At 51.0% G+C, this 22,269-nt stretch carries 27 protein-coding genes and 1 pseudogene; 1 reads left to right on the top strand and 27 read right to left on the bottom strand.

What is annotated here, in order from left to right; genetic code table 11:
- Positions 1–84 precede the first annotated feature (84 nt).
- The 27 genes and pseudogenes from DD606_RS04660 to DD606_RS04525 form a co-directional block, all read right to left on the bottom strand.
- Complete coding sequence (locus DD606_RS04660; RefSeq protein ID WP_108453091.1) at positions 85–3,015, bottom strand: phage tail tape measure protein; 2,931 nt, start codon at positions 3,013–3,015, stop codon at positions 85–87.
- The gene (locus DD606_RS04655) at positions 3,012–3,275 is read right to left on the bottom strand and encodes a DUF1799 domain-containing protein (RefSeq protein WP_048244186.1); all 264 of its coding nucleotides are present in this window, start codon (positions 3,273–3,275) and stop codon (positions 3,012–3,014) included. Before DD606_RS04655 ends, DD606_RS04660 begins: the two co-directional genes overlap by 4 nt.
- A 47-nt stretch (positions 3,276–3,322) precedes the next feature.
- On the bottom strand, positions 3,323–3,634 hold the full coding sequence (locus DD606_RS04650) for a phage tail assembly chaperone (RefSeq protein WP_020690995.1): 312 nt from the start codon (positions 3,632–3,634) through the stop codon (positions 3,323–3,325).
- 64 nt (positions 3,635–3,698) lie between these two features.
- Positions 3,699–4,370, bottom strand: coding sequence for a phage tail protein (locus DD606_RS04645; RefSeq protein ID WP_063444226.1), 672 nt, complete (start codon positions 4,368–4,370; stop codon positions 3,699–3,701).
- Between the two features lie 69 nt (positions 4,371–4,439).
- A complete protein-coding gene (locus DD606_RS04640; protein ID WP_059294645.1) occupies positions 4,440–4,850 on the bottom strand; it encodes a DUF4128 domain-containing protein in 411 nt (136 codons plus the stop codon).
- Positions 4,847–5,431: a hypothetical protein gene (locus tag DD606_RS04635; protein WP_063444227.1), complete on the bottom strand. Its 585-nt coding sequence runs from the start codon at positions 5,429–5,431 to the stop codon at positions 4,847–4,849. The genes DD606_RS04640 and DD606_RS04635 overlap by 4 nt, the downstream gene beginning before the upstream one ends.
- 1 nt (position 5,432) lies before the next feature.
- Positions 5,433–5,783, bottom strand: a complete 351-nt coding sequence (locus DD606_RS04630) for a hypothetical protein (RefSeq protein ID WP_059294643.1) — start codon at positions 5,781–5,783, stop codon at positions 5,433–5,435.
- A 1-nt stretch (position 5,784) separates the two neighbouring features.
- Positions 5,785–6,267 (bottom strand): DnaT-like ssDNA-binding protein, encoded by a 483-nt coding sequence (locus tag DD606_RS04625; protein WP_059294642.1) that lies wholly within the window; start codon positions 6,265–6,267, stop codon positions 5,785–5,787.
- 36 nt (positions 6,268–6,303) lie between these two features.
- Positions 6,304–6,582 carry an Ig-like domain-containing protein gene (locus DD606_RS25900; protein WP_225738779.1) on the bottom strand — a complete coding sequence of 93 codons (279 nt, stop codon included), beginning with the start codon at positions 6,580–6,582 and terminating at the stop codon, positions 6,304–6,306.
- A 2-nt stretch (positions 6,583–6,584) separates the two neighbouring features.
- Entirely contained in the window at positions 6,585–7,538 is a 954-nt protein-coding gene (locus tag DD606_RS04620) for a major capsid protein (RefSeq protein ID WP_129258311.1), read from the bottom strand.
- 12 nt (positions 7,539–7,550) lie between these two features.
- Positions 7,551–8,321: a hypothetical protein gene (locus DD606_RS25895; RefSeq protein WP_159077847.1), complete on the bottom strand. Its 771-nt coding sequence runs from the start codon at positions 8,319–8,321 to the stop codon at positions 7,551–7,553.
- A gap of 79 nt (positions 8,322–8,400) precedes the next feature.
- Positions 8,401–9,498 (bottom strand): phage minor head protein, encoded by a 1,098-nt coding sequence (locus DD606_RS04610; RefSeq protein ID WP_108453087.1) that lies wholly within the window; start codon positions 9,496–9,498, stop codon positions 8,401–8,403.
- Position 9,499: 1 nt separating this feature from the next.
- Positions 9,500–10,888, bottom strand: coding sequence for a DUF4055 domain-containing protein (locus DD606_RS04605; protein WP_129258309.1), 1,389 nt, complete (start codon positions 10,886–10,888; stop codon positions 9,500–9,502).
- A gap of 1 nt (position 10,889) precedes the next feature.
- The gene (locus tag DD606_RS04600; RefSeq protein WP_045336395.1) at positions 10,890–12,197 is read right to left on the bottom strand and encodes a terminase family protein; all 1,308 of its coding nucleotides are present in this window, start codon (positions 12,195–12,197) and stop codon (positions 10,890–10,892) included.
- A pseudogene (locus tag DD606_RS04595) lies at positions 12,175–13,160 on the bottom strand (terminase small subunit). Before DD606_RS04595 ends, DD606_RS04600 begins: the two are co-directional and overlap by 23 nt.
- A gap of 46 nt (positions 13,161–13,206) precedes the next feature.
- Positions 13,207–13,656, bottom strand: coding sequence for a hypothetical protein (locus DD606_RS04590; protein ID WP_048243820.1), 450 nt, complete (start codon positions 13,654–13,656; stop codon positions 13,207–13,209).
- A 1,729-nt stretch (positions 13,657–15,385) separates the two neighbouring features.
- Complete coding sequence (locus DD606_RS04580; RefSeq protein WP_129258338.1) at positions 15,386–15,655, bottom strand: hypothetical protein; 270 nt, start codon at positions 15,653–15,655, stop codon at positions 15,386–15,388.
- Between the two features lie 7 nt (positions 15,656–15,662).
- Entirely contained in the window at positions 15,663–16,292 is a 630-nt protein-coding gene (locus tag DD606_RS04575) for a glycoside hydrolase family 19 protein (RefSeq protein ID WP_129258307.1), read from the bottom strand.
- Positions 16,292–16,573, bottom strand: coding sequence for a phage holin family protein (locus tag DD606_RS04570; protein ID WP_048240575.1), 282 nt, complete (start codon positions 16,571–16,573; stop codon positions 16,292–16,294). Before DD606_RS04570 ends, DD606_RS04575 begins: the two co-directional genes overlap by 1 nt.
- A complete protein-coding gene (locus DD606_RS04565) occupies positions 16,560–16,946 on the bottom strand; it encodes a phage holin family protein (protein ID WP_129258305.1) in 387 nt (128 codons plus the stop codon). The genes DD606_RS04570 and DD606_RS04565 overlap by 14 nt, the downstream gene beginning before the upstream one ends.
- Positions 16,947–17,039: 93 nt before the next feature.
- Positions 17,040–17,228: a hypothetical protein gene (locus DD606_RS26370; RefSeq protein ID WP_022651287.1), complete on the bottom strand. Its 189-nt coding sequence runs from the start codon at positions 17,226–17,228 to the stop codon at positions 17,040–17,042.
- 506 nt (positions 17,229–17,734) lie between these two features.
- Positions 17,735–17,926: a hypothetical protein gene (locus tag DD606_RS04555; RefSeq protein ID WP_129258303.1), complete on the bottom strand. Its 192-nt coding sequence runs from the start codon at positions 17,924–17,926 to the stop codon at positions 17,735–17,737.
- A 192-nt stretch (positions 17,927–18,118) separates the two neighbouring features.
- Positions 18,119–18,952 carry an antitermination protein gene (locus DD606_RS04550; RefSeq protein ID WP_129258301.1) on the bottom strand — a complete coding sequence of 278 codons (834 nt, stop codon included), beginning with the start codon at positions 18,950–18,952 and terminating at the stop codon, positions 18,119–18,121.
- Entirely contained in the window at positions 18,949–19,311 is a 363-nt protein-coding gene (gene rusA, locus DD606_RS04545) for a crossover junction endodeoxyribonuclease RusA (protein WP_129258299.1), read from the bottom strand. Before rusA ends, DD606_RS04550 begins: the two co-directional genes overlap by 4 nt.
- Positions 19,312–19,313: 2 nt before the next feature.
- On the bottom strand, positions 19,314–19,520 hold the full coding sequence (locus DD606_RS04540) for a hypothetical protein (protein WP_072032019.1): 207 nt from the start codon (positions 19,518–19,520) through the stop codon (positions 19,314–19,316).
- A complete protein-coding gene (locus tag DD606_RS04535; protein ID WP_129258297.1) occupies positions 19,520–20,122 on the bottom strand; it encodes a DUF1367 family protein in 603 nt (200 codons plus the stop codon). The genes DD606_RS04540 and DD606_RS04535 overlap by 1 nt, the downstream gene beginning before the upstream one ends.
- Positions 20,123–20,509: 387 nt before the next feature.
- The gene (locus DD606_RS04525; RefSeq protein WP_129258295.1) at positions 20,510–20,734 is read right to left on the bottom strand and encodes a DinI family protein; all 225 of its coding nucleotides are present in this window, start codon (positions 20,732–20,734) and stop codon (positions 20,510–20,512) included.
- Between the two features lie 525 nt (positions 20,735–21,259).
- On the opposite strand from DD606_RS04525, the gene DD606_RS04520 reads away from it, so the two are divergent.
- Positions 21,260–22,144 carry a potassium channel family protein gene (locus DD606_RS04520; RefSeq protein ID WP_129258293.1) on the top strand — a complete coding sequence of 295 codons (885 nt, stop codon included), beginning with the start codon at positions 21,260–21,262 and terminating at the stop codon, positions 22,142–22,144.
- Positions 22,145–22,269 lie beyond the last annotated feature (125 nt).

Below are 22,269 nucleotides of genomic sequence, written 5' to 3'. Positions count from 1 at the left end.
ATCCTAACATTAACTTTTATTTGGTCAATGACTATCCATTTCCTAAGATCAGCAATTAAAACCGAATTTTAAGAAAGTTTTCCATTAACGCATTTTCGTTGCATTCCAGATGAGCCCTCCGGGCCTTAATTGCTTCGCAATACCTTCGCGCACTGACTGATCAATAGTTTGCTTATAGGCTCGGTACATCGTATCGCTACCAGCGTTTGTTTGCTGTTGCGGGCTCTGGTTCTGCACAACAACAGACGTTTGAACAGTAACACTGCCAGCGCCAGCGGATTGCAATCCATACATGGGCGCGGTGCCTACATACCCGCCGTTTGCATAGCCCTGAGCGCCTCGCATCAACGCGTAAAGGTTGCCAACACCCAACGCGCTGGTAGCCTCTTTGGTGAAAACAAACTCCCCACCGTGGACCACACCCTTCGGCTGATATTTACCGCCATCGCCGGTATAGCCAACCGCACCACCATTGGCGTACTCAGGGATATAACCGCCTGACCACGCCTGTTTTATTCCAAGGAAATTACCGAACCACGTTCCACCAAAGGCTGACTTCATTCCATTAACCAGAGCCAGTTGAGTCAGCATCTGGGCGATGCCCTTCAGGAAGGTAGTCAGGAAGTCGGAGAAGTTAGATTTACCAGTAGTAAAAAAGTCGGTGAGCGTGCTGGCCATCCCGGTGAACGCATTGCTGGTAATCGTCTGCACCTGCGAGTAAACATTGGTCGCGCTGTCCTCAAATTCAGCCCAGCCCTTTTTCGCGCCAGTCAGCCAGTCGCCACGTAACCGATCCTCAGCATCATAGTAATCATTCGCCGCTTTAAGCTGCTTCTGATAACCCTCGTCGTCAAGCGTGCCGCCTGAGTTGATCCATCCAGAAGAAAGCTGGCTCTTTGCCAGCTCACGTTGTGCCTGACGGTCACTCATCCCGGCACCGTTCACTAATGCAGCCTGCTTCTCTGCCATCTGTGTGACGTATTTCTGCGAGGTATCCATTCGCTTGTTCAGCTGTTCCTGTGCGGTAATCTGATCACCTAACAGGGCTTTCTGCCGTGCCAACTGAAGCACCTGGTCTTTACTCGCCAGCAGGGATTGTTCCTGCTTTGTCAGTGAACGTGAACGCGAGGCCTCCTCCAGCACCTGAAATTTCGCTTCAGTTGTCCACAGATCTTTGCGCTGCTGGCTGATAGTGTCGTTCAGCCTTTTATGCTGCTGCAGCGCGCGTAACTGAGCCTGAAGCGCCAGCAGCTCTGCCTGGGCAGCATCCGTGCTGCGATCGCCAGCCGATAAAGTGCCCTGCTTTCCGGTTTTGGTCTTTTTGCCGAAAGAAGCGACTCCTTCCCGATCCTTCTGGGTGGTTGCGGTACTTATCTTTCTGGTCGTATCGAGGTATTTACCTGCACTGATATCAGCGGCATCCCAGTCATTTTTCAGCTGAGAGACGCTGTCGCCATAAGCGCTGGCCATTTGTTCGTTGTAGTCCTGCCATCCCTGCAAAGTATCTGTTTTCGCCCAGTCGGGAACGAGGTTGATCGCGGCAGCGATAGAGGAAGAAATGATCTGGTTCAGCTTCTGGAAAACGATCGCAACGCTGTAATAAATTGCGTTGAATTCCTTCAGGGTGTTTGATGCCAGCTCAGCTACCCACTGACCGATACTCTGCATGGCCTCAGACGCCCAGCCCTTAATATCCAGCCACAGGCGACCAAACGGCGTCAGCGAGTCGTAAGCCTGTTCTCCGCGCTTTGACATCGTATCGCCAAACAGGTCCATAGCCTGCGTAACGGCCGCGGTCTGGTCCTTTTGCTTGATCAGATCGTCAACATGCTTAAGTTGTGAAACGGTCAGGAAATTATATTGTTCGTTGAGACTCTGCAGCGCTTTAACAGGGTCTTTTTCGATGTCCTTATAGGCTTTGGTGATGTCCTGCGCCGAGACTATACCGGTCTGAACCGCCAGCGCCGTGGAGCCCGCTGCTTTTTCAAGTTGCTGCTGTGTCAGCGATCCCATGCCAACTAGCTCAGTCATCAAACTCTGAACGGTTCCTACAGTAGCGCCAGTAGAGGCAGCAATAGACTGGGAGGAAGCCATGATCTGAAGCGCTGACGTGCCGGCAATGTTGCCAGTCCTGATAATGGCCTTGTTGATTTCGTCGTAGGCGGTGAAGTAGTCCGACCCCGCTTTCGCCGCAATCAGAACGGCACCAGCCAGGCCGCCAATGGCCACTCGGGCAGGAGTCACCATCGACAACATCGCTTTCAGAGCATTGCCTACACCGCCAAACGAGTCACGGAGCTGACCGCCCTGCTGAATAGCAACCATATAAACCGGCATGCCGGAAGCCAGTGAAGTCACAATGTCGGTCATTTGCATCGGTAGATAACGCATAGCATTGCGATATTGACCCGCGCTGACAGCCCCAGACTTCCATGCTTCTTCCTGCTCTTTCAGCTTTGCGATCATTGGTGCAGCACGATCGGATACGCCGAGTTGGGCAGCTTTTAGCTCTAACAGTTCTGCGCGCGTTCTTCCGATTGCTGTGACCTGCTCCTCCAGCGAATCGATAAAGGTTTTGCTCGCTGCAGCTGCCCGCTGCGCTGCCTGAGCCTGCTCAATGCGAGCCCGCCCCTCTGCGGTCTCAGACTCCATTACCTGTGCCAGTTTTGCCCGCGTCGTCTCAAGCACGCTGTTGTAACGAGTAAAATCCTCGTCTCCCACCAGCCCTTTACCACGAAACTTCGCCAGGCTCTCCTGGATAGTGTCCAGCTCATCCAGCGCCTTGTTTACCGGACTAATTTTATTCAGCAGGTTCTGCAGTTCCTGACGCTGCTGCTTCAGGCTTTCGCTGTTCTTCTTCTGGTTATCGATGCCGGTGCGGAACGTACTGTTCAGGTCATCCGCTTTACCTGCAGCAGCGGTCGCGGTCTCCTGGAAGCGATCCAGTGCCTGGTTACCGCGCTCCAGCTCAGTGGTATTTACGCGCAGGGAAATCGTGGCGATATCGTTACTCATTCCGCCCTCTCTTTATGCATAACTTTTAGTGCGGCGCTCTCCATGATTCGGATGTCCGAAAGTGCGGTTGCCTCGTCCTCGACGTGGTGCAGGCGCATTACCCAGGGCAGCACGTTGTAATCAAGCCCTGATGCCCCTCCCATACCCGTGCGCCACTGCGTGCTGACAGCCTGAAACACCAGGAATGAAGGCCATACATCTGGCCATACGTCGATGTATTGATCGTCGTAGTCATCCGGCGTAAGCCCGTAAGGCGCCAGGTCTGCCGCTGTGGGTTCAGGCGTATAGAACGCAGAGGCAACCGCTATCAGTTTTTTTCGCGCTGCCCCATCAGCTCGCGGTAGTAGGTTTCCGGAATGGCCTTCATTGCCGCCGGATAGTTTTCAAGCAGTACCGACAGATTCTCCGCGTTGAACGCATCGGGAAGCGCCCAACCAGAAATGATTTCCATTAGAAAATCAGTGGCGGTTTTGCCTTCGAGTCTTTCCAGGTCAGCTAGTTCTTTAAGCGGCTTGTGATTAAACGTGAACGTCAGCACGCCATCCTCATCCCCGGCACGGGGAATCGAGACATTGGCCTTAAAAGTAGGTTTGGGCTGAAGAGTGAATTTGGTCGCCATTGATACCTCTTACGAAAAAAATGCCTCCGCAAAGGGAGGCAAAGATAGTGAAAGTTCTGACGGGTCAGGCGGCAGCGTCGGTCAACTTATAAAACGTCATCGCAGGTGACTGCAGGTTCAGCACCACGCTCACTGTCTCTACCTCGTTAACCGCTGTGGTCGGCGTGTCATCAAAGGATACCGTGGCCGCCCAGTACCGGTTCTCCTTCGCCTTCGGCACGTACATGTACGCTGCAACAGTCTCTTCCTCTTCATCCAACTGGCGCAGTAGTGGATAAACCGGGAGCGCAGAGTCATGTGCAATCGAGTAGGTCTGAGAGACAGCAGATTTATAGGTATTCAGGTTGCGCTGGCGGTCATCGCTCAGGAACTGAATCTGCGTTGTGTTCTGATCGCCACCGGATTTAGAAACCTCAGTGATTTGCGGCAACTCGGTCCATTCAAGCACTTTGCGGATCGAACCGATACCGCCACCAGCAGCATATTTGTTTTTGTTGGTGGTATTGATATTGCGAAGAGTGACAGCGCTTTCTGCAATCGCATCAATTTTTGCAATGACGTTATCAACACCGGACCAGTTGCAGCTCACATGGACAATATCACCCACCTTGAGTGCGTCAGCTTCACTCACGGTGATCACCATGTTTTCGGCGTTCGTCGCCCCGGTGAAAGTAATGGCTGGGCCATAGCCCGATGCAAGATAGACGTGAGCGCCGTTAGGCAGTGCAAAGCCCATAATGGTTACTCCTTTAGAAACGGGAAAACCGGCTCAAGGCCGGTCAGTTGTGGGACATCACAGAGGGAATCAGCTGGTAATGTCTGTCCGATAATTCAGGCTGACAGGAACGGTGTAGGACACAGGTGTAGGGACGCCGCGGAATATGCCAGGCGCGCTGCTAATCCAGCAGGTAAAGTCTTTGCCTGCAATTTCCAGCCCCTCGGGGAACAATTCCGCTACTCTGCCCGCCAGGGCAACGACGGAGGTACGGCCGGAGCCGGCTGGCGCCACGACATTAATCTGGTACACGCCAGAATAAGTCCGACAGCGCAAGCCGAGATCGATTATTCGCGGTGTAACGGGCATATCGTGAACGGCCAGGTACATCTCGTTAGCAGGAGGTGAAAACGGCACATTCTCCCATGCAACCGAAATGCCCTCAGCATCGGCCCAAGTACCCAGTCTGGCGGCCAGTGCAGATGCAATATCAGGAATCACTTAGTCACCTCCCTGACAGCTTCCTCAAAGAAGCGTTGAAACTCAGCTGCAGTTATGCGGACCACGCCGCCCGGCGCCTGTGTGGAATGCCCCATTTCAAGCGGGTAGGCATAGGGCACGTTGTTGCAGAAATAAATGGCCTTCATCCCGACTTTGAAGAGCGACAGCGTGTAGTTCCCGGCCGCTTTTGTCAGGTCGCCGGTCTTGTCTATTCGCCCTGTTTCATCAGTCGTTGGCGCATCAAAGGACACCTGCCAGTTACCGCGAAAGCGTCCGCCCGTATACCCCGGCGGTGTTTTGATATCCATCCCATCCACCACCTGGGCTTTTTTCTTCAGTCGCCCGGTTTTGGTCAGGTTGTCGGGATTGGCCCGCTGCGCTTCGTTATGGTCGTAAACAGCGCGATTATAGGAAACGGCTGTCTGGTTAACTTCCCACAACTCCGGGTTGCCCACTGGGGACATCATCACCAGTTGATTAAGGATCCGAATGCCGACTGCGCGTACGACTGCTTCCTGATTCGCTTTGGCTTTGTCCACAAATGCTGTGATAGCAGCTGTGAACGCCTTATTATCGCCCATTTTATGCCCTCAACTGAGCTTTGTAGCAGAGCACCACAGCGCCCGGTTTCACCGGGTTAGGTTTAACAACGCGGTGGCTTACGCCGTCCACGTCAATCAGATCGCCGGTTTTAATTTCCTTCTCAGCAGTGAAGGCAATCCGTACATCGCCGTTTTCAATGACGGTTCCGTCAATTTCGCCTGGCTCATATTCGGTTTTTACCCCGTTCGCAGTGAACTGAACATCATCCGTTTTGTGCTCGACTCCGCCAATAACAGTCACAGAGCCTTTACGGATTACGCTGTATTCCGTACCGTTTTGCCTGAGCATGCGGGTCGTTCTGGCCTGCATAAGTTGGTAATCAATCGACATATCAGGCCCTCTCTGCAAATGCATTGATGGCGTAACCTCGACCACCAGCAAGGTCGCCCAGCAGCGCCATAACGGCAGGATAGGACGGCGTGAAAACCTCACCATCTGCGACCGCATAGGTCATCGTGACGGCACCTTCCACACGTTCCGTTTTCACAGCGGCTTCGCGCACACTGGAGAGTAAATCGCCGTCGATTGCCTCTACCGCCAGCATGCACTGCGCGGTTATAACCTGCCGTGGAACTTCATCCGGCGGGAAATCATGTTCATCCAGAACGACATTCACGCGTGGCCATGCCAGCGGCTGTCGAGGGTCGGCTTTTGAGCCAACCCAGTCCAGCCCCTCCAGGTAATCCATTGCCTTAATCAGCAAAGGTGTGAGCTTGTCAGGCAGTTCAATGCCGCGTATTTCCGCAAATGAGACAAGATCCTCTTCACTGGCGTAGCTGTTGGCATCAGGAGAGGTGATATCGGTATTGATCATCGAATCATCCTGTTTATGGGGCTTTCGCCCCATTCGTTATTCTCCGGCAGGCGCAGTGAAGGTGATCTCATCAGTGGTTTTCGCCACTCCTTCAACCGTGCCGGTTACCGTAAAGGTGCCAGCAACGTCTGATGTGAGTTTCACCGTTGCACCACCAGCAGAACCGGTCTGAGAGCTGGCAGTGCTGAGCGTGCCGCCCGTTGAACTCCATGCAACAGTCTTACCGGAAACACCTGCGCCGTTTAGCGTGTACTTCAGGGAAATGGTGACCGCATCGGTGCTGTCAGCGGTTGCGGAGGTTTTATCCGCTGACAGCGTTACTCCCCCACTGCGGATCCCAGTTTAATCAGCACACCTGCAGTTGATTTGTTGCTGGTGAAGTGTTTCTTCCAGTTGCCCGCAGTGCCGATGGCGGTCAGGTCAGGGTTATCACCTTTGGCGGTATCCCAGCTGTAGCCCAGCAGGTCAACGTTCACCACGCCTTCAGCGCGATAGCCAACCGCAAGGTTTTCCTGATCGTTGATATCGTAGGAACGGAAGCCCGGCGCCTGAGATTCGGTGACGGTAACCGCTCCGGCCACCAGCCCAAGGATCGCATCAGCGTCCATGGTGTCGGTAACCAGGACAGGTTTACCCAGGGTGCCCGGCTGCCCGCCGTAAACCACCACCCCCGCTTCTTCATAGATTTTGTTGGCGATCGCCTCATCCACGATGTCGAAGTAAGTGGCGGAGTGCATAACGAAGAGCACCACACGGTTGAACTTGTCGCCGTACTTACGCAGGCCGCGCGTCAGGGTCTTCTTGCCGTCTGTTTCGATATCGGCGGTAACCACCATGTCCGCGTTGGCGCCAATAGTAGCCGTCAGCGCCTTCAAGCCGTATTTCACGTAGCCTTCCAGCGTCGCGTCAGCCACATCAGTGCCGATCACTTCGGAGAACTCGTCAACCGAGCGGCCGCGGCGTTTGAACGCTTCTTCAGTCGTTTCGTATGGACCGTATTTCCACGGCGCTTTGACGGAAACTGCTTCGCCGGCGCCAATCTTCTTACCCGTCACTTTTTCGGTGGAGTTCACGTCACGCGATTCGATAGAACCGCCCACCTTGTAGAAGGCTCGCTTGCGGAAATCACCTTCAATCAGCTCGTTATCCAGCAGAATCGCCCCGTTGGAAGAGGCGTTAAAGATTGCCAGGTTATCCTGTCGGCGTTCAAGGAAAGCGGTCTGCGCCAGGTCGTCATAAATAACCAGGTCAGTATTAACAGTCGTTGCCATGGTTTAAATCCCTTATTTCGGAAGTTTGAGGAAGGCCTGCTGGCCGTGTTTGCGGATGTAGTCCGCTTTGTCGCTGGCGCTCATTTCGGAACGTTTCAGGCTGCCACCGCTGTTTGATTTGTGTCCGCCTGCGCCGGTGCCTTCGGCGCGCGGGAACAGGTGCGGAGCCGTCTCCTTAAGAGACTCCGCCCATTCAAGCGGGCTTAGTGGGGTTTTGCCGTCTTTACCGAACAGAACATCGCCATTTGCATCAACTGCCACGGCCTCGCCTTCGTCGTTGAGCTGGAATGTGCCTTTGGCACGCAGGATCAGATCGTCTGATGCTTCCGGCAGCGCGCCAGCTTTTGACGCTGCTGCACGGATTGCATCGCACAGAACTCGATCCCGGAATTTGTTGGAGAACGCTTCGGCTTTGTCCGCGCGTTCATTTGCGGCTTTAATCTGCTTATCAACGTCAGCACGCAGACGCTCGGTGCGCTTATTGAGCACCTCATCGATTTTTCCGGCGGCAATCAGCTTTGCCTCTTCGTCGTCGGAAAAACGCTGGAGAATGCCGCGCACAGCGTCTGGATCGATACCTTCAAAGCGGGACAGGTTTTCTTTCTGCTGTTTAATGGTGCCCAGCAGTTCACTATTTTTCGTTTTGAGGCCAGTGACTTCACTGGTCACGCGCTCATCAATCAGCTTCTGGATTTCAGGAGTGATTTCGATACCACCGCCACCGCCGCCCTCACCGCCGCTTTCAGGTGCGTAATATTTCAGAAGCATGTTTCGAATTAACATAATTTCCCCTCGGGATTTTGCCGGGCCTCGCCCATAAAAAAGCCCCAGCGGATGCCAGGGCGTGGAGTAAGATGGATTGTTAGTTGTCTGTGCCTGAGAGCTGCTTCAGACGTTCCAGGCTGATCCATTCGCCTTTGTCAGTGAACATATCAGCCAGGTCGATTTCACCCGCGCGGAACAAACGGCCACGCTCGGCGCCCAAAACCTGATCCTGGCGTTGTGCAGGCTGGCGCGCGAGCCATTCCAGATATGATGTTTTTCCCGGTACCTGTCCATCCATGCTGGCACGAGTCCCCTCGTCCATCTCGTCGATATCGATGCCGAGTTCGCGCCACGACTTGAGAATCAGGGTTTCAGTAGAACGACAGCAGAAATGAATCCTCCCGGGTCCCTGCAGGTAAGGCACCTTATGCCCGACCGGTTTGTTATCCAGGGTGTAACGCAACAGGTCACGAATAATGCAGTCGTGGCTGGTTTTATTGTCCAGCGTAGATAGCCACTGTTTGCCTTTTACGATATCGCTGTTGGCGCTGGTGAAGCTGTTGCGTGCTGTGGCAGCCAGATGATTCACGGCTGTTTTAGCGATGCTGGCAGCGTTTGCCCTGCTCATCTGCAGCGCGCCGTCACGATAATCTTTATTGGCGTGGCCGCGAACACTGCGCGCGATTGTTTCTACCGTGTCGCCGGCAAGATACCCTCTGCGGACGGCGTTCACTATCCGTGCCAGCCTGTCCGATTCCAGATTCTCCGCCCACTCACTCAGCAGCCTCCCCTGAAAGGGCTGCGCCATTGCTGCGGCATACACCATATCGGCGGTGATGCCCTGCAGCGGATAGTGAGACAGGACCTGTGAAGGCAGAAGGGAATCGAACAGGCTCAGATGATAACTGGCTTCGTTCTTTGCCAGTGCCACCAGCTCATTTTCGAGCCCTGCCAGCATGGACGCTACGGCTTGATGGTTAAGTTCGCGCACGCTGCCCAGTAAACTCTCCAGACGGTTAACGGTGAAGCTCTCAGGAGGCAATTTGTCCAGCGCATCGAGCAGGTGGGCTGACAGATCCGCGTCCGTCTCGTTAAGCAACTTCACCATCCGATTTGCCACACCAGTGGCGTAGCGACTTAACCAGACGGAATGTGCGATAGACTCATCGCGCAGGCTTTCGTTAATGGTGGCCATATCAGCCTCCGGTCAACGTGGGTGCCTGATTGCGAAGCGCATCAATAACCTCGTCCGGGCTGTCTGCCGGGTCAATGAGATCGAGCTTCTGCAGCGCTCGAATCATATCGCTGTCGCGCAGCGCACCGGACTGCCAGGCGTTAACGATCGCCGTCACCATGCCCGACTCAGCAACCTTCGCAATGAATTCCTGATTGATGGTGTAACTCGTCGTTTCGCCCTTGATGCCGAGGTATTTCGCACACCAGCCAAGCGCCAGCGTATAGGCTTCAGAAACGTTTGAAACGCAGATACCGAGCACCGATGTTGAGGATGTTTGCTCACCGCTCGCTTGGGTTGCCGTCTTCGCCGTGGCGTTCTGCTCAATCAGCCGGGCGCCAAGCTGCACCATGTAATCGCGCTTGCTGTCCATGGCCTCTTTAGCCAGCATGTTCGGCTGTGCCTGGGCATAACCAAACGAGCCTTCTTTGGGAAGCAAAAGCGGTGATCGGGAACCAATTTTCACGCCCTTCTTCTCAAGGTGATCTCGCCAGTTGGTATCAAGCCCGGTAATATACGGCTGTACCTGGCCACAGAACCACACGCTGTCTTCATAGTCAGCACTGTTACGGTAATGTCCGTGGTTTATCTCCACCAGCGCGGCCAGCGGCGAATCATCGATAGTAGGATCATTGTTTTGGGCACCGACAAAGGTGAACGGGATTTCGTCCCAGTAGTCCTTTCCTTTCGGCTTTGGGTGGTACTCACTATCAACAGTGTAGGCTCCGCTTGCAGTGCCAACAGCCCGGCGCCATACCCGGCAGATGAACCGCCCTTCTTCCAGCGCCAGCTCGCGGTATTGGATTTCATCCTTGTAAGCGTAGCCATCCGGCTCTTCTACGCATTCGCGCAGTACCACCAGCACCAGCTGATCGCGTCCGTTAATTCGCTTTGTTCGCCAGTTAATAATGTTCTCTGCCGGATAGCGGAGGATGATCGCCTCATCGGATGCTTCTGCGTAGTCAACATAAAGCCCCTCTCGTGCCACCTCCAGCACGTTCTCGGTCACCAGTTGCGACTGCTGATAGATGCTGGTACCGGCCCCGTCAGCATTGTCCAACAGGTATTTCAGCTTTTCAGGACCGTTAAACGTGGGGTCCTTGCGATACGCCATTCCAAGCATGCCGATCTTCGTATTGCCGGCAATGGCGTAGAACACAGCGCGGCTCAGATAGTCCTCATTACGCTTTTTATTGCGTAATGATTTATCGGTTGGGTCGAGATACGGCAGATACTTATTACCTGCCCCTTTTACGGCCTCGGCCCCTTTGCAAAAGTCCCTGTATTTCCGCCAGGCAGCAGAAGCCGCCCGGTGTTCTGGTCGAACCCAGGTGATGTCGTCGTTTGCCATATCAGAAAGTGGTGTCCATGGTGATTGAGTATGCCGGCTTCACAATGGGGTAATCCTTCACGATGAAGTACCCACCAGCATCATTGGGGTGATCGTTATCCGCTGATTTATCCGGTTCGCCGTTCGCAGCCCAGACTTGTTGTTCAAGGCTTTCGGTATAGACCGGGCAGTTCTGGACGTTGACCAGATAGCGGCGTTCGCCGTTGGCGTTACAGAACATGGCGTTCATCGAGTTGATACGGTCCTTAACCGGCGGGTTGGCATCATCAACAATGACGCTGAATCCGGCTTCGTTGAGCTGGGCGATATCGGTCTTACTGGCGTTCTGGGATTTACGGGAATCGCCTGAGGCATCCGGGTAAATATAAATCTCCCGGTTTTTCACATAGCGGCCATCCTCGTAGCGCCAGAATTCCTCCTGAATGCGCTTAATCATCGCCGGCGTGTCGTAGACCTTCACTAACTCACGAACAGCGCGCGGCAGGCCGTTACGCTTTACGTGAACAATCGCGGCCATTTTCCCAACGTTGAAGTCCATGCCGATAAACAGCGGATCCCCATCCTGAACCTCATCAGAACAGTTATTGAGCTTACGGTTGAACGTGTGGTAAATGGTCCCGCTGTTGAGGTTGGTGAATTTGCCGCGCAGATAGGCCTGAATCAGTTCGTCAGGGTATGAGCTCAGCAGCGATGGGATGTAATCAGGCGGTAGATTCTTCGCATTGTCAAACGTGCTGGCCTGAATCAGTCCATAGAGGGCCGCGAGCTCCGGCTTTTCACGAACCGCCTTCACGAACTGCTGGTAGACGAATTTGAAGCCTTCCGGCGTTGTCGTTACATCGATGCCGTTACGCAGCCCGTCTACTTTGTAGCGCATACGGGCGATGATTTTTCGCCAGGCCTGCTGCGCTTTGGCTGCCGCCATGACGTCCAGCTCATCCACCATCGCATTACCGATTTTGAAACCAACTATCGAGCCAGGTTTCTCCATCGAACGGCAGATTGTCGTCCCGCGGTATCGTCGCCCCTCGTAGAAGTGAACCTCTTTGTTCCCCTCGTTGATTTTGACGCTCAGCCCCCAGTCAAAGGCCACTTCCTCAATCGTCGGGTAGAAGATGTCACGGATCTGCGGGTACGTCGGCGCGAAATAACCCTGGTTGATTTTAGGGTGCTCCCACATCCCCTTACAGATGCCGCCACAACCCACCCACGTCTTACCGGAACCGAACCCGGCAACGTAGGCTTTGAATTTGTGCTGCATCGCGAGGAAACGCGCCTGAGGAATGTTAAGTGTCGGGCTGATCCCCATCTTCCGCCCTCGCGTCCACTACATTGATATTGATCTGAACTGGGGTCGGTTCGTCATCATCACCATCACCGGCCAGCTCTTTGCGGAGTTTCTCAACCTCCAGCTGCCGGCGGTCGATTTCGATTTGCTGGAGACGTTGAGCGAACTCGCTATCCGCCAGGCCGAGCCGCTTCATTACCGCTTCAAACATTCGCTCACGGCTGATAGCGGTTATCTCGACGCCATTCTTCCCCAGCTTCACACCGGAATAAGCCAGAGCAGCAACAGGGGAGAGTTTCCGAGTATCGGCGAAATACGGCTGACCAATACCATCGCCGTTGCAGCGCGGACAGCCTGGGTTAGGCTCTCGGGTGTGATCGTAGCCGTAACCTCCAACATCGACTGGCTCACGCTTATCGCGTTCTGTAGCTTCGAGGCGCTTCTCTTCGAATTCCACCATATCGCGCCACTGGTACTGGTGACCGAAGCCCCAGCAGTAACGACACGCGCCGCGGCGATACTGCGAAAGCTGGTTTGCATCGAAGGTGGCAAGCTGCCACATCTGCGCGAGGACTTCATCGGCACCGCCAAGCGTGCGAGCAATGGAAGCTTTCTGCTGTTGTGCAATAGCCTGGGCAACTGAAGTTTTCTGAAGGAGTTGATAACCGATTTGTTCAGCGGATTTTTTGCTGTAACCCGCCCTGATAGCGGCTTGTGTGGCGTTACCATCCTTTAGGTATTCTGCGACAAAACGTCTTTGCTGTGCCGTTAATCCATCATCATCCACCAGCTCTTCTGCGCTTTGTTCTTTTTGCGCAGTGCGCACTTTTTTCTGCGCAGTTTGCGCAGAAGGTTTTTAATATATCGACGGGCGGTAGCGTAATTCAGTCCCTGCGCTTCACACCATTCCTTTGGTGATACGCCGGTTGCGGCATGTTCGGACAGGAACCGTTGCTGAAGCTCGCCCCAGTCCGGTTTTGCCATATTAACTCCAATAAAAAACCGCCCTTAGGCGGTTAAATTTTGAGATTTAAAATTTTGGTGCTAAGCCATACTTCGGCGTCTTTATGTTAGCAGCCCAGACCTTGATATCGTTCTGAAGCAACAAAGTGAAATCTGACTTGAGGTGGTTAACCATCTCATTGACCTTGCTTGCATCATTCACTGAAAAGTGTTCAATCCTGTCTGCTCCGACTGATACACAGGTGTAAGTTGCAGGCACATCCTTCCCGTTAGCATTAAGCCGCACCTTCTTATCTCCACAACCACCATCGGACATATAGGATACGAGCATATTAGCTGACTCCCTCCCCGGTTGAGAGATGCTTATCATGACAGGCAATCCCTCTGAGGTCTGGGTAATGTCGTAGAGTACAGCATCTTTTTGATACCAGGTATTGTATTCTCTTTCCTGAAACGCTGCGTAGGATGGCGAAGAAATCGTCGCCAGCAAGGCGATTGTAATAAAGTGAATTTTCATCGGTTGCTATTGTTTTGTTTAGGCAAAGTTATTATCCATATTGTGCCAACAGCAACAACGACGTAAGATTATTCCTACTATTTTTAGTGGTGCTAAATTCTCTTTTAGCAACCGTTAAGTATCCATATATCTCATATCAATAAAGCATTATAAATCCCGATAATTTGCATTAAGTAAAAGCTAACTCCATGGTAACGAAAAAAATTTGCAATCACCTCTCAATACATTATCAGCATTCTACAGCATCAACCTTATTTTTGGTGAGCTTTTTCGAATGGCGAACTGGCTGCTATGTTTCGTCCATGATGTCTAATAACAAAGAGTCACTTATTAAACAAATATGCGAGTATGCCAGGCTTAACGAGCAGGAAGAAATCCAGTTGCGCAAGATAATCAGCTGATTGATTCATCCGCTTAATCTTATAACTATTATCAAGCCCACCAGCAGGTGGGCGTTGTAATGGCTGCCACTACCCGGAGTGGCCACGCTCATGCCCTTGAGTTGCTGTCGCTTCATCGCCGCTTATAACCGGTGCGCGTCTGGCGTTCGCGCTGCTTTACCGGAGCATGTCCCCTTATTTACCCTCACAACGGTCTGCTATACCTGCTCGCCATAACGCAACTTAGAGCAGCATCATGGTTGCCGCATCGCCTTACGGCTGCGGTCATCCCGTCTTACTACTTCATGATCTCTCGTCACCCACTCTTTGTATCTATCTAAGGAAATTCTCAATCCCCCACGCTTACGCTTGTTGTTATCTGCCTGGCTGCTAGGCTATACATGACTCTGATGCGGAGAATGCCAACTCCGGGGAACATCAATAAAAAGAGCAACGAAACTGAGACTCCTGTAGCCCTCCCTGAGAGGGCTTTTTTTTCAAAAAAAAGCCAGTTCGGACAGAACTGGCTGGGTCTAGCAGTAAGTAGGTATTACTTCGCACTCATTTCGACGTGTACCCTATTCCTTTAGTCAAGCATTCAGATGCCGGGTGCCTCCCGGTGGACTTGCATCACTCAGCAAACCCGCAACATTACGTCCAGCAGTGACTGGTTGCCCCTCCGCTCAGGGGGATTCATCTGTATGGCAGAGATATCGAATCACTCGTGCCATTAAAATGTAGCTGACAGACAAAATAAAGTTGTGAGCATTGTTAAAATTCTTCGCTAATCATTCATTCCGTGTACCCATCAGGCATTAGAAGAAAGTGGGTTTTCGCTCCTTTGAGTTATTTATTTAATACACCTTTTTACTTTTGAGAAATGGATTACATTTACATTCTCTTGTAATGATGACCCCTTTGGTCTCCCTTCCGAATTGCAGGATTTCATTTCGGAAGGGACTTTTTTTCCTTTCCCGCCTTGATAAATACTCATTGTTTTCTAGACTCTTACGTAGACTTTGCTATGTCAGGTGAAGTCGTCGTTCAGGACTACCCGTGTGCTCAAGGATGAGCCACCCTGATTTGTTCAAGCTTTTCCCTGCCAACTAATCATATGCGCTCCAAGAATTGTCCATTCGTATAACGGAATCCTCAATACTTGCTATGGTTAAAGTCCAGAGGAGAGACTGTGTCCGAACCTCAGGGATGAGGCTCAATTTTTCCCGCAATTTGCTTTCCATGCTTTGTTATGCGCCAAGATGTCTTTTTTGGTCTGCCGGTCTAGCACATCCCAGTCGTGCGCTGTGCCGTAGATGGGTTTAACCCAGTCGCAAGCCGTGTCCACCACCTCAACCCTTACGGGTCCAGTTGTCCCGCAGCTCGCGATCAACATCGTCGCCAGGCATATGGTTAACAGTCTGCTGTACATTGCTGGCCTCTTTCGTTGTTTCTACCCTGCGTTCGGCTGCTGCGACCATTGCCGCTGCGTTATCTTCGGTTCGCTGCTGGTCGGCTTTGGCTTCTGCTTTGCTGGTACCGCGAATATGGCCCAGGCCAAAAGCGCCGGCGATAGCGGAAATGACCAGTGCGGCCAGCCCGATTATTGTCTCGATCCCCACACTCACCTCATACCAGAACTGATTTCGCCAGGTTAAACAACGCACGGCGTATTTCCAGCCCGTTGCGGCCGCCATTGATTAATAGTGTCACGCGCTCAACGTCGCCGGAATGAAGAAGGCAACCGCGGGAGGCATAGAACCATGCGGCTGAGCGCGCGGCGTATTCATTCTCTTCAAGCAGTTCCGGGTGGGTTACAAGGTCCAGTTTCAACGCCTGGCCACAACTGCGATAGTTACTCAGACCAGTAACCTGTTTCAGCCCGCGACCGCGATATTTCCATCCATCACCGGCAACCTGATTGCCCAAGTGTTCTTTTCCCCACTCACCACCGTATACCAGATTAGCGATCGCTTCCTGGTTTGCCGGTTGCGTTGTCGTTCTGCCAAGTGCAGCGGCTTGCTGAGATGTGATGCGGTGGCTGCCGAACGTCGGCACCAGGTTTTCTGCCGCATAATTAAGATTTTCCACCACACGGGTAAATCTGGAGCTTTCATGCCCCATCTGGGCAATAAACATCGCCTGATCAAGCGGTGTGGTTATGCCGTATTCCTTCATAGCGGCGTCGATATTCGGAATCCAGCGCGCAGCTAACCCGGCGCTGATACCAGCCGCCTTCTGAAATTGTGTTTGGTTCATTAGTGCCTCAGATGATCAACCAGACGTGCAACGTTGCCTTTGACGGCCACCAGCACGGAAAGGAATATGATGTTTGCCGCAATGGTGGCCCATGATGAATGCGGGTAAATCCCACACAGGTACGCCAGCGGTACAGCGCTGTATGTGACGGTAATCAGCCAGGCTAAACGCGAAATCCATGGCCGGTGCCGCGAATCACCACGGCGATAAAACATCAGGGTAATCACAACTCCGGCGCAGAGTAGCGCGTTGATCGTTGCTGATGGGTCATTTAGTACCACCTGAACCTCCCCGGCGCGTTATCAGCGCCACCAGCGAGCCGATATCCTGCTTATTCAGGAACGTAAGGATTTGAACGGCCAGCGCAGAGACAATCACGGCACCGATGGCATCCAGCGGTTTATCGCTATATTCCGTCCATGATGCGAGCTTAGATCCAACCAGACCAGAGCCAAGAATGCCGACGATATACGACACGAAGAAGTATGCCAGGCGACGTAACACACTCAGGTCAGCCGCAGTCGCTATGTAAAATACGGCGCCCGCAAATGCACCAAAAACTACACCGTAGTCAGTTCCGGTCAATAGACCGTAGACACTGGCTCCGGTCAAAGCTAAACCGGCCAGCCCCGTGCCGGAAAATGGATCGGACATCGGCCCCCCTCATATTGCTGTGAATCCTCTCAGTAAATTTGAGGGGAAATAAAAAAGGCCGCCCTGAGGCAGCCTGTGTTCTTCGAATTATGTTCATAATGGTGGGGATATGGGTCCTTCCAGAACGACCGCTTCACCGTTATGGCAAAGATCGTAGCCACGAGTTAGATGCCAAACGCCTCTGATTATTTTTCCTGTAACCATATCTTCGGTTTTACCGTGCGAAAAGTAGGCGATCTGGACACAGTCATTGTGTCTAATCCAATAATATCCCTCTTTCATAATTCACCTCTTAAATTGTTTCATTTAGAAGTGTATATGACGATTCAGAACCTGGTAGTCGATAAAACGTTTTTTTGAGGATGTGATGTCGGGCGCTTCCTGGTGACTTATTTCTCATCGTCAAAGTCGTGTGCATACCTGCACATAGCAGTTAACCACACGTTCCACTGCTTAAGAGGGATTCACCACATTCATAACTAAAACAAGAAACATTCATCTGGTCAATGGATGATTAATAAGTGAAAAAAAAGCCTGCTCGGAAAAGCAGGCATAAACAGCTAAGTTGGCAATAACTGAGGGAGTGGTGCCGGGTGCCTCCCGGTGGAAATGATTACAGCGTTCATCTCCGCGCGCTGGTTGGACACTCTGGAAAAATGTCCTGCTGAACCGCCCCTCCGCTTAGGGGGATCCACCACAAAAACGCTTTCAGAAACATCCATTCCGCAGGATGCTTAAGAAGCATATGTGCAGTATGAAAAATCTGCCACGTAATCAGATGAATATATTCATATAAATGGTACAGGCAGAGGGCCTTCAATCACTTCAGCCTCTCCGTTGTGGCAAATGTCGTCTCCCTGCGTAAGATGCCAGACACCAGTTATCAACTGGCCCGTTTCAAGGTCATCGGTTACACCATCGGTGTAATAGGCTACCTGAATTCTGCCGTTGTGCTGAATCCAGTAGAAACCTTCTTCCATATTCCCTCCTGCGTTTTTGGGGTAATTATAAATCACCGCAGGGTTAGATGGTTTTAGATATTCTTAAGTCGCTATTAAGCAAAAAGCCCCACGGGGTTGACCGCAGGGCTTTAAACGAATGCAATAAACCATCGTTAGAGCAAAATTACCACAGATTCGGGAAAAGTAAATAGCTCACGATAAAATAACGCCCTATTTTGTTATCTGTTTCAACTGTACATCGGCCCATTCCTCTTCGATGTCAAATTTTGTGATTAGCTGATCGTAAAAGGGCTTAACAGACTTCTTCCAGGTATCCAAGCTGATTGTATTCGTTATCTGGCACACCGCGGCGTAAGCCTTAGTTGAGGGGATACGCTCATATCCACGTCCGCTGCAGCGCTTGCAATCGGCCATAACCGGAACACCCTGCTGTTCTGTAAGGGCCTGATTAACGGCTTTCCCGCGTCCATGGCAGTCATTACAGGCGCAGCTGACAACCTTCTTCCCCTTACACTGAGGGCAGAGAACGCGCGCTACTTCCCTAACCTCTCTACACACCTCATACTCAGAAGGACGAATATCCTCTGCGCCCATGTTCAGGGAGATCTTCACGAACTTCTTCTCTTTTGCCGGAGTGTGAGACTTCATGCTGAATACCTCAGCGTCAATAAACCCTTCCCCATTGCAGCCATCGCACTGCTTCACACTTGCGGCGCTGCGGGAATAGTCCTCGAACGCGAAAGTGGCCAGCTGGTGCATCACCATTGATTTAACCTCTGGATCCAGTTTGCGAAGCGCCGCCACCCGATTGCACTTGGTCAGCGCGTACTGCGCCAACAACTTAATCGCCCTCTCTCGGTCATTGTTGCTGATACCCATCTTCCCGAGAAAGGCGCTGTAACCCATGGCGGCCCGTTCCTGCGTCATGCCCATAGCGGCCATGATATCCGTTCCGGTTAATGAGTCTGACGCCGTTGCGCGCGGAGAGTCGCTAATCATTGTCGATTTGGCGAAGTGATATTTGAGGGTGTTTTCAAGATTCATGCGGTCTCCAGCTCAGTGATGGTGAGTTCTAATTTCCCGCCCTTAACGACAGGCATTTTCACAACGCGATAGTCGACAACCTGGCAGTCATCCAGCCAGAATCCCGCCTTGGTTAAAGCGTCGAATGCAGCTTTCTGCAGGTTATCCAGATCGCGGCGCCGACGGTCGGGCATGTGACATTCAATACGGATTTTGAGTGGTGTAGCTGTCCGAATATTAAGCCGGGCGCTTTGAATGACGCTGGCCACCGCATAGCGATACGCGACACCATCAGCGCTAATGTGCGTTCGCCCTCGGTTGTGCCGGTAATACCGGTTATTGCTCGGCGGCCAGGGCAATGTGATTTGATATGTCTTCACGTTCACCCCCACATCCGGTTTCGCCAGCGACTATCCGGGCGCGCTGGTGTATTTGAGGTCGGAAGGAATGCACTGACAGTCCAAGTCACGTAATCCTGGTTAAGGCTGCGCTCTACTCTCACGCCGCGCGCTTTGTAACGCTTAACCAGCTCGTCGGCCTGTTCGGTGCTGCAATCGGTGTGGTGGAACCAGGTATATTTCATGGCCATCACCCCGCGAAGCCAAGCAGCTGTGCAGCGACACTTTCTGCCTCATCACGACTGCGGAATGAACGGTACAGGACCCAGCGCCAGAGAACATCGAGCGCAGCTTTATAGAGTTGCTGGAACTCGAGTTCGTCCATGTTGGCGAATGAAATGCTACGTGGATGCTTTTTGAGTGTGCCGTCAGGTAGCTGAATGGCATCAAAGTGCCCTGCCTCGACGATCACCCATGAACGGTAAGCATCGAATGATTTGCACAGGCTAATGCCATTTGTGACGCGCCGATAAGCAACCTGCTCAAGATACTGCTCAGCAGCATCGATCAGCGCGCCCTCATTCCCGCCATAAGAAGCCAGGAATTTTGCGTAGCCGGTAATCAGCTTCCGCTCGTTACTCGATATAGCCCCAGCGGTTGGTTCCCAGTATTCAAAACCAAGATTTAGAAGCGCGAAAAAGCGCCGGTGAAATGCCGGGTTTCGTACCCGCCTGAACTCGGCAACAAGAACATCGCCGAGCCGGGTTTTTGATTGCAGAATATCGCTGGTCTCGGGCGTAGCCGGGATCAGTATTCCTGAATGGTGTTTGATAAGTTGTAATTCTAGCGCCATGGTTATCTCCGTGGCGCATCAGGTATAGGGTGTTCAGGCCTATGAAAGAATAATATCAGACGGTGGTGTAACTCGGTACCCCAGTCGTTTTGCAAATTGCATAAACCCGTTGAGAGTGAATATTTCTTCCTCTTCGAGTAACGGTCGTAATGAAACTATTCCATTTACTCGATAAACCAGATATCTCCCTTCCGCCGGGAAGCTATAGATAACTGCTTTATCGGCCCTTCTGACCACGTCGTACCATTGATCATCTGCATTAAAGGCATCTGCACTACACACTATTTCCCCCAGAGCGACTTATTGACGCGGTAAACAGTAATCGGGAACAGCAGGGGAACGCAAACAGCGATACTCTTTGAAACTGCTCCAGTGAAATTCACGCGATTAATAAAACCACTCGTCCGCGCTTTCCCAGGTCACCTGCACTATATGTTCGACCTCTTTCTTGTCGCCCCCGAAAACAGTCAAACCATCATTACTGGCACGCTTAATCGTTAGCTGGCAATCATCGAACTGTTTGCTGAGTCTTTTGAGCAGTTCTGACTCGAGCGCAGGTAGGGCTCCATCAGGAAGTTTCTTCATGCGATCAATGGTTAGCTCAATTTTCATTTTTCCCTCCGCAACGAATTACTGTATGCATATACAGTGTATTTATAAACGTATCTCACGGATTTTGCAACGATTTAAGAGCTCTCAATGTATCTCACTGAGATTGTGTGGCTCACAAACAAACAACAGGTTATTCTTGAGTGAAGACATGTAGTTTCTATGGATTGCATGTTTTAAGGCGGAAGCAATAAAGAATGTTTAGATAAGGCAGCATGACTCACAAGCACCTTCTCATTGTCAAGTTCTGTAGCAAGAACCTGCCTTGCAGGCTCTCGCTTTGGGATCATCGTTAAAGCACCCGTTGCATAATGTTCTACCCAAATCCGCCAAATGCCAAAAATTTAGCTTTAATCACAATCTAAATTGATAAATCATGAACTCATGTCTCCGAATTTGACAACTCAACTGTTTTAATAGCACTTTCTTCAAATTTATCATATTATATTAACTACTCCCTCCCCAAAAAGAGTTGTTTTTTTAAACGCAAAACACAAAAAGGTTTGCAATCACAATCAGGATCTAAATATGAAATTAAAACCATGGATGTATCTTGCCACTTATATCTCCTTAATATTTGTTTTTGCTCTACTTTACTGGTTATGTTCAAATGAAATTAAAACATTTGACGGAGAAGAACTATCTTTTCCCAAATCTCTTTATTTTAGCACTGTAACAATTACCACCCTAGGATATGGTGATATTCTGCCTCTAACAAAAACCACAATGGCAATTGTGGCCAGCGAAGTTGTACTAGGCATAGTTATCATTGGTCTTTTCTTAAGTTCTTTGTGGCAGTCTTTTGCCAATCGAATTGAAAAACAGCAAGGAATGCTCATCAAAAAACGTTTAGCTGAGCAGAACCTATACAAACTTCTAAGTTTTTATTCCTATCTAAGTGTTGTTATCAACAATTATAAACTTGCATTATGCGAAGTTACAACGCCATTAAATAAAAGAGGTTCTGAATTCAAATTAAATATAGATTTCCAATTTTCAGATTTGAAAGATATGTTCGGACCATCCTTACTATTAAAAAACTCTTTCAACAAATCGGTTTTTAACAATTATTACAGCAATTTAGAGTTTGTATTACTTGAATTTAAGTTCATTCTTTCAAATTTTGACCTAACCGACCACCCTGAAATACATGCAAATATAATTGATTTTCTCCGCACATCAAAAGAAGGTGATGTAAAAGAAGCTCTGGAATCTATTAATGAAATGAACAGCGATGATGGAAAGATGAAGAAAATGGTAATCGACATGATTGAAACCATTGAACCAGATCTTGAGAAATACAAGTCAAACCTAGTAACTCCTGTGATAATATTTTTCATAGTATTAAAAAAACAAACCGATTTAATATTGGCAATAGAGAAAGATATTAGAAATCTCAAGACACACTCTTAATAATAACGTCCTTATATAGACTTAAATTTGTAATTAACAACTGTATGATATTGTCCCCTATAGCTAAGTGCTCACTAGGGGCTATTTTATTTATGATGCGGTACTATCGTATGGTTTTGACCTGC

Origin of the sequence: Enterobacter cloacae complex sp. GF14B (assembly GCF_004136805.1) — a bacterium.
In the GTDB taxonomy this organism is placed as follows: Bacteria; Pseudomonadota; Gammaproteobacteria; order Enterobacterales; family Enterobacteriaceae; genus Enterobacter; species Enterobacter hormaechei_C.
Note: the sequence above shows the minus strand (reverse complement) of the source record. Positions and strands in the feature narration are given on the sequence as shown.